5 protein-coding genes are annotated in these 4,757 nt (G+C 59.0%); 2 read left to right on the forward strand and 3 right to left on the reverse strand.

Translation table 11 applies throughout. The features are described 5' to 3' along the window. Positions 1–353: 353 nt before the first annotated feature. Entirely contained in the window at positions 354–1,991 is a 1,638-nt protein-coding gene (locus tag AC6FTP_RS25510) for a zinc-binding metallopeptidase (protein ID WP_497209722.1), read from the reverse strand. 177 nt (positions 1,992–2,168) lie between these two features. On the opposite strand from AC6FTP_RS25510, the gene AC6FTP_RS25515 reads away from it, so the two are divergent. Both AC6FTP_RS25515 and AC6FTP_RS25520 read left to right on the forward strand, forming a co-directional pair. Next, on the forward strand, positions 2,169–3,065 hold the full coding sequence (locus AC6FTP_RS25515) for an ATP-grasp domain-containing protein (protein ID WP_488266020.1): 897 nt from the start codon (positions 2,169–2,171) through the stop codon (positions 3,063–3,065). Positions 3,066–3,097: 32 nt separating this feature from the next. Beyond that, positions 3,098–4,243, forward strand: a complete 1,146-nt coding sequence (locus AC6FTP_RS25520; protein WP_497209723.1) for a substrate-binding domain-containing protein — start codon at positions 3,098–3,100, stop codon at positions 4,241–4,243. Between the two features lie 22 nt (positions 4,244–4,265). Here the strand turns inward: AC6FTP_RS25520 and AC6FTP_RS25525 are convergent, their stop codons facing one another. Both AC6FTP_RS25525 and AC6FTP_RS25530 read right to left on the reverse strand, forming a co-directional pair. Beyond that, a complete protein-coding gene (locus AC6FTP_RS25525) occupies positions 4,266–4,424 on the reverse strand; it encodes an EF-hand domain-containing protein (RefSeq protein WP_488266022.1) in 159 nt (52 codons plus the stop codon). Between the two features lie 66 nt (positions 4,425–4,490). Continuing rightward, positions 4,491–4,757 (reverse strand): hypothetical protein (locus tag AC6FTP_RS25530; protein ID WP_497209724.1); only part of this gene is annotated, 267 nt, incomplete at its 5' end.

The raw sequence follows: 4,757 nt of genomic DNA on the forward strand, positions 1-4,757 counted from the left end.
TGCCCGCATGAATCGCGTTCACGCACACATTCAGAATGTCCCCTCCACTGAGGCCGCGTGATAGCTCCGCGAGAACCGCGTAATCAGCCGTCACCCGATCAGGGTTGGGAAGATGAAGGGCGAACAGTTCCCGGCGCATGGAGGCGTCACTCACAGTAACACCCCGTCCCCGCGCCACGTCCAGGGTCAACTCGAGCCCCCCTCAAAAGCAATTTCCTAGCATTGATGTCAAGATTATCGCCGTCAGCGGCGGAAGCTGCGAAGGGCACGCTTGCAACGACGATAGTGTTCGCGATAAACCGGCGGCGAGAAATGGGTGTTGTCATGTCGTGTGCTTCGGAGCACTACTTATCCTATTGCGGAGAGCACGCAGCTTCAAGTTGCGAATACAGCGGACTCGTCTCTGAAATGGCCAGATCGCGTTTGAGGAGCCGGAAAAACTCGATGAGGCGTTCCGCTTTGGCTTTGAGGATTTTGTCGGTTTTGAGTTTTTCGAGGAAGGGCTGATCACCGCGTCCTTCATCAGCGGCGTGGGCGGTCATGAGCCGGGCATAAAGCGTGGCGCGGTCATCGGTGGCGATATTCATGCCGTAGGGTTCGGCAAAGCCCTGCCACTGGGTGTTGTCTCTATAAAAGCGCAATTGACTGGGGCTGTTCAGAGCACCGAGGCTGCCGATTTTGTAGCGAAACCCTTCCTGGTTGAGGTTGTCCCAATTGGAGCCGTGGATCAGGCCGCCTTCTTTGGAAAACGCTCGGTCCATGAGGTGCAGCACTTCGTGGTGAATGGTGCGGCGGAGGAAGTCCATGGATTTAACAACCGCTGAATCAAAGGTGCGGAGGCCATAAGCGAACGAGACCTGGGGCAGCCAGCTCATGCCTTGTCCAGCGACACCTGCGCCTCGGAAATTGAAGGTGTCGAGCATGTAGAGGTTTTTGACGTTGAGTCGCTTGGTGATCTGCTCGGGATAGATCTCCAACTGCTCGCGGCACATGCGCATGAACGTTCTGAACTCATTCAGCTTCTTGTCGGTGAAGTAGGAGTATTCGAGCCGCACTTTCACCGGCATGGGCGGTGCGGGGGAACCTGGCTCCCACAACACTTTGAAGCCCCATTGCTTCTCCAGCTTGCTGATGTCGCTTTGGATCTCGGGGTCGGCCTTGATCTTGGCATTGCTTTGCGTGCCGGTCAGATCATTGAGACAAATGGTTCGCTGATGCTCGGGAATGGTGGCAAGCACGGACCAGAAGGCTTCATTAAACTGCGGGTCGAGCGACGTCATCCAGGCCTTCACGAGGTCGATGCGCTGCTTCAGCTTGGCGTCGGTTTTGGCGAGCGTGAGCAGTTCGTTGAACTCCCAGGCATCCCACAGCACTTGGTAGAGGCCCTCCCGTGCGTTGCTTGTCTTGGTGAGTCGTTTGGCGCTCTCGGTTTCGAGCTTCGAGTCATCGGACTCCAGTGTTTTCCATTTGGCGTGGGTGAGCGGTGAGTCGGGAGACGTTACGTCCGCAAGCAAGTCGTTGAAAAGCGTGCGGTGGATGTAACCACGACCAAGGACTTCGACCGAAGGAGTCATCGTCGTGGGCACAGTCACAAGGATCGAATCACTGCCTCTGTCGGCAATGAAGGTCGGCGAGTAGGTCACCGCCGGGCCTTTGGCGGACTTGGAGATGTAGGCGTTCGCCAAGACGAGATTTTTGGAACCGTGCTTCTGGATGAATCCAGCCGGGTAGCGCTTCAACTCAGCTTCCACCCAGGTGAGGATCTGTAGCGCATGGTCGAGTTGCTCTGGCTTCAGCACGGTCACGACTTGGTTCTTGGCAAATACCAGATCATCGACCTTGGCGAGCTTCACAGACAGCCCGAAGCCAGTTTGGAAACGCTGGGCGACCTCCACAAACTTGCCATCCTGCTCAACTGCTTCGGCAGCCAAAGCAGAGGCGACGAGCATCAGCACGGCGGCGAGGAAGAAAGATGTTTTGAAGCGAAGCATGAGAAACAGAACGTAGCGGACCCCGTAAGTCGTGCGATGCGCTCATGCAGCAACTTCGCGCATCACGGAGGTAAATACGCGCTGAAGTATGCGTGCGGGTTATTGCCTCTCAGCTGCGCGAAGAGGTCTAAATGCAGGATTGCCTGTGAACCATCAGCAAGCAGACTGAGATTGCTCATGGAAGACCACGATATCATCATCCTCACCGACGAACGCTACGAGACACCTGACGAGTCGCGCTGGTATCAGGCGCAGTTGCTCGGCGAGGAAAGGCTCTTGATGGCAGGACTGGAGGCGCGTGGGCTGCGCACTGCGCGGGTAGCGTGGTCGAATCCTGATTTTGACTGGAGTGGCGCTCGTGCGGCGGTGTTTCGCTCCACGTGGGATTACTTTGAACGGTTCGCAGATTTTTCAGCCTGGATGGATCGTGTCGAAGGCGGGATGCTGCTCTTCAATGCACCGAAACTGGTGCGCTGGAATCTGGACAAGCACTACCTGCGCGACCTCGCAGAACGTGGGGTGAACGTGCCGATAACGCGGTTCATCGAGCGCGGAGAAACGACGTCACTCCGTGAGGTGTTCGCTGACTGCGGATGGAACGAGGCGATTCTGAAGCCGGCCGTCTCGGGCGCAGCGAGGCATACCTATCGGCTGAACGCGTCGAACCTGGAGGCGCATGAATCGGTGCTCCAGGAACTGCTGCGTGTGGAGTCGATGATGGTCCAGCCGTTCCTCGCCAGCGTGCTGACGCATGGGGAGCTTTCGCTGATGGTGATCGGTGGTCGCTGCACTCATGCGGTGCGGAAGATCGCCAAGCCAGGCGACTTCCGCGTGCAGGATGATCACGGCGGCACGGTGCATCCTCACACTCCGACAGCGGAGGAGATTGCCTTTGCGGAGGCGGCAGTCGCCGCTTGTCCGCAGTCGCCACTCTATGCTCGCGTGGATGCGGTGCGGGATGAGTCGGGCGAGCTTTCCATGATGGAACTGGAACTCGTGGAGCCGGAGCTGTTCTTCCGTTTCCATCCGCCCGCTGCGGATGCGCTGGCGGCGGCCATCGCGGCACGGCTGTGAGCATTTGCCGTGCGATCCATGATGAATGAGGTATGATGCTGCAAGTGCCGAGCATCCTTTTCATCACCGATCCTTACATCGAGCATCTGCTCGAAGGCGTGGTGGATTTTGCCCGCGAGCAGCGTTGGGCGCTGAATGCGATGATGCGCCGCTCGGGGCGCTTCCCCGAAGGCGTGCGGCCCGATGGTATCATCGCCACCATCGAGCACGACGACACGGCGCGGAGGCTCGCGCGTTTTCGTTGTCCAGTGGTGCAAATTTTGCGGATTCGGGACGAGGTGCGCTATCCGCTCGTGATTCCCGATTACGCCGCTTTGGGCGAAACCGGTGCGCGGCACCTGCTCACACTTGGGCGTCCGCATTTTGCCTTTTACCGCCGTTTCAGTGCTGCCGACAGCAACGCCGTGCGCGACGGTTTTCTCCGCACCATGGGTGACGCGGACTGCGAGGTGACCAGGCTTGATTTCCCTCACGAAACATCGCGAAAAGGCATCAGCGAAAAGGAATGGGAACTGCGTCTAGCCAAAAAGCTGCACGCTCTGCCCAAGCCCTGCGCCATCATGGCTGAGGATGATCGCTGTGGAGCCCAAATCATCCGACTCGCGCTCGATGCAGGTCTGCGAGTGCCGGAGGATGTCGCCATCATCGGATGCGACAATCATCAGCCTGATGTGAATCTCTCACCGGTGCCGCTTACTTCCGTGGACAGCAATCTGCGCGGCATGGGATACGCCGCAGCCGAGTTGCTCCAGCGATTGATGTCCGGCAGCCCCGCACCTGCTTCGCCCGTGATCATTACACCGCACGGCGTCATCGATCGCACCAGCACCGCGGCCTTCGTGTGCACGGACAAACGCATCGCCGCCACCGTGCGCCGCATCCGGCGTGGCTTTGCCGAGCCACTCGCGGTCGGCGCATTAGCCCGCGAAGCCGCCATGTCCGTCCGTGCGCTACAAACGGGTTTCAAAGCCGCCACCGGTCACTCACTGCGCGACGAACTCATCCGCTGCCGTCTCACCTGTGCGGAGCGATTGCTCGAAGATACCGATTTGAAGATCCAAGCCGTCGCCATCGAGTGCGGCCTCGGCGATGCGAAGAGCCTCACGCGATTCTTCCACCAGAAGCACCAGCGCACGCCGAATGCCTACCGGCAAGCCTATCGAACGAAGAGCCTATGAATGAGGATGGTCAGCCAAGGACTCACTTCCCCTGCTTCAGATACTCCTCACGGGAAAGTAAGCCGTCTTTGTCGGTGTCCCATTTGGTGAAGCGTTCGCCAGCGGCGGCGGCATCGGATTGGTGGGTGGTGTAGTAGTCGCGGATGAGCTTACCGGCTTTGTCTTTGTCAGACCCCCTCACACCCCGTCCCCGCGCCACGGCCCCGGCCAACTCGCCCGGCCCCTTGAAAAGCAATTTCTCCGCCGATCAACTCGGCTGAAACCCAATCCTCCTCCGGTTCTTGCTCTTCTCCCCCGAGTGCTCGGCCTTCGCCTTCCTCACCTTCGCAATCTCCCGCTGCAGCATCCCCTGCGTCACCTGCCACTTTGCCGGATCAGCATCCGTGCTGCCCGCATGAATCGCGTTCACGCACACATTCAGAATGTCCCCTCCACTGAGGCCGCGTGATAGCTCCGCGAGAACCGCGTAATCAGCCGTCACCCGATCAGGGTTGGGAAGATGAAGGGCGAACAG

The organism is Prosthecobacter sp. (assembly GCF_044378005.1).
Taxonomy (GTDB): domain Bacteria; phylum Verrucomicrobiota; class Verrucomicrobiia; order Verrucomicrobiales; family Verrucomicrobiaceae; genus Prosthecobacter.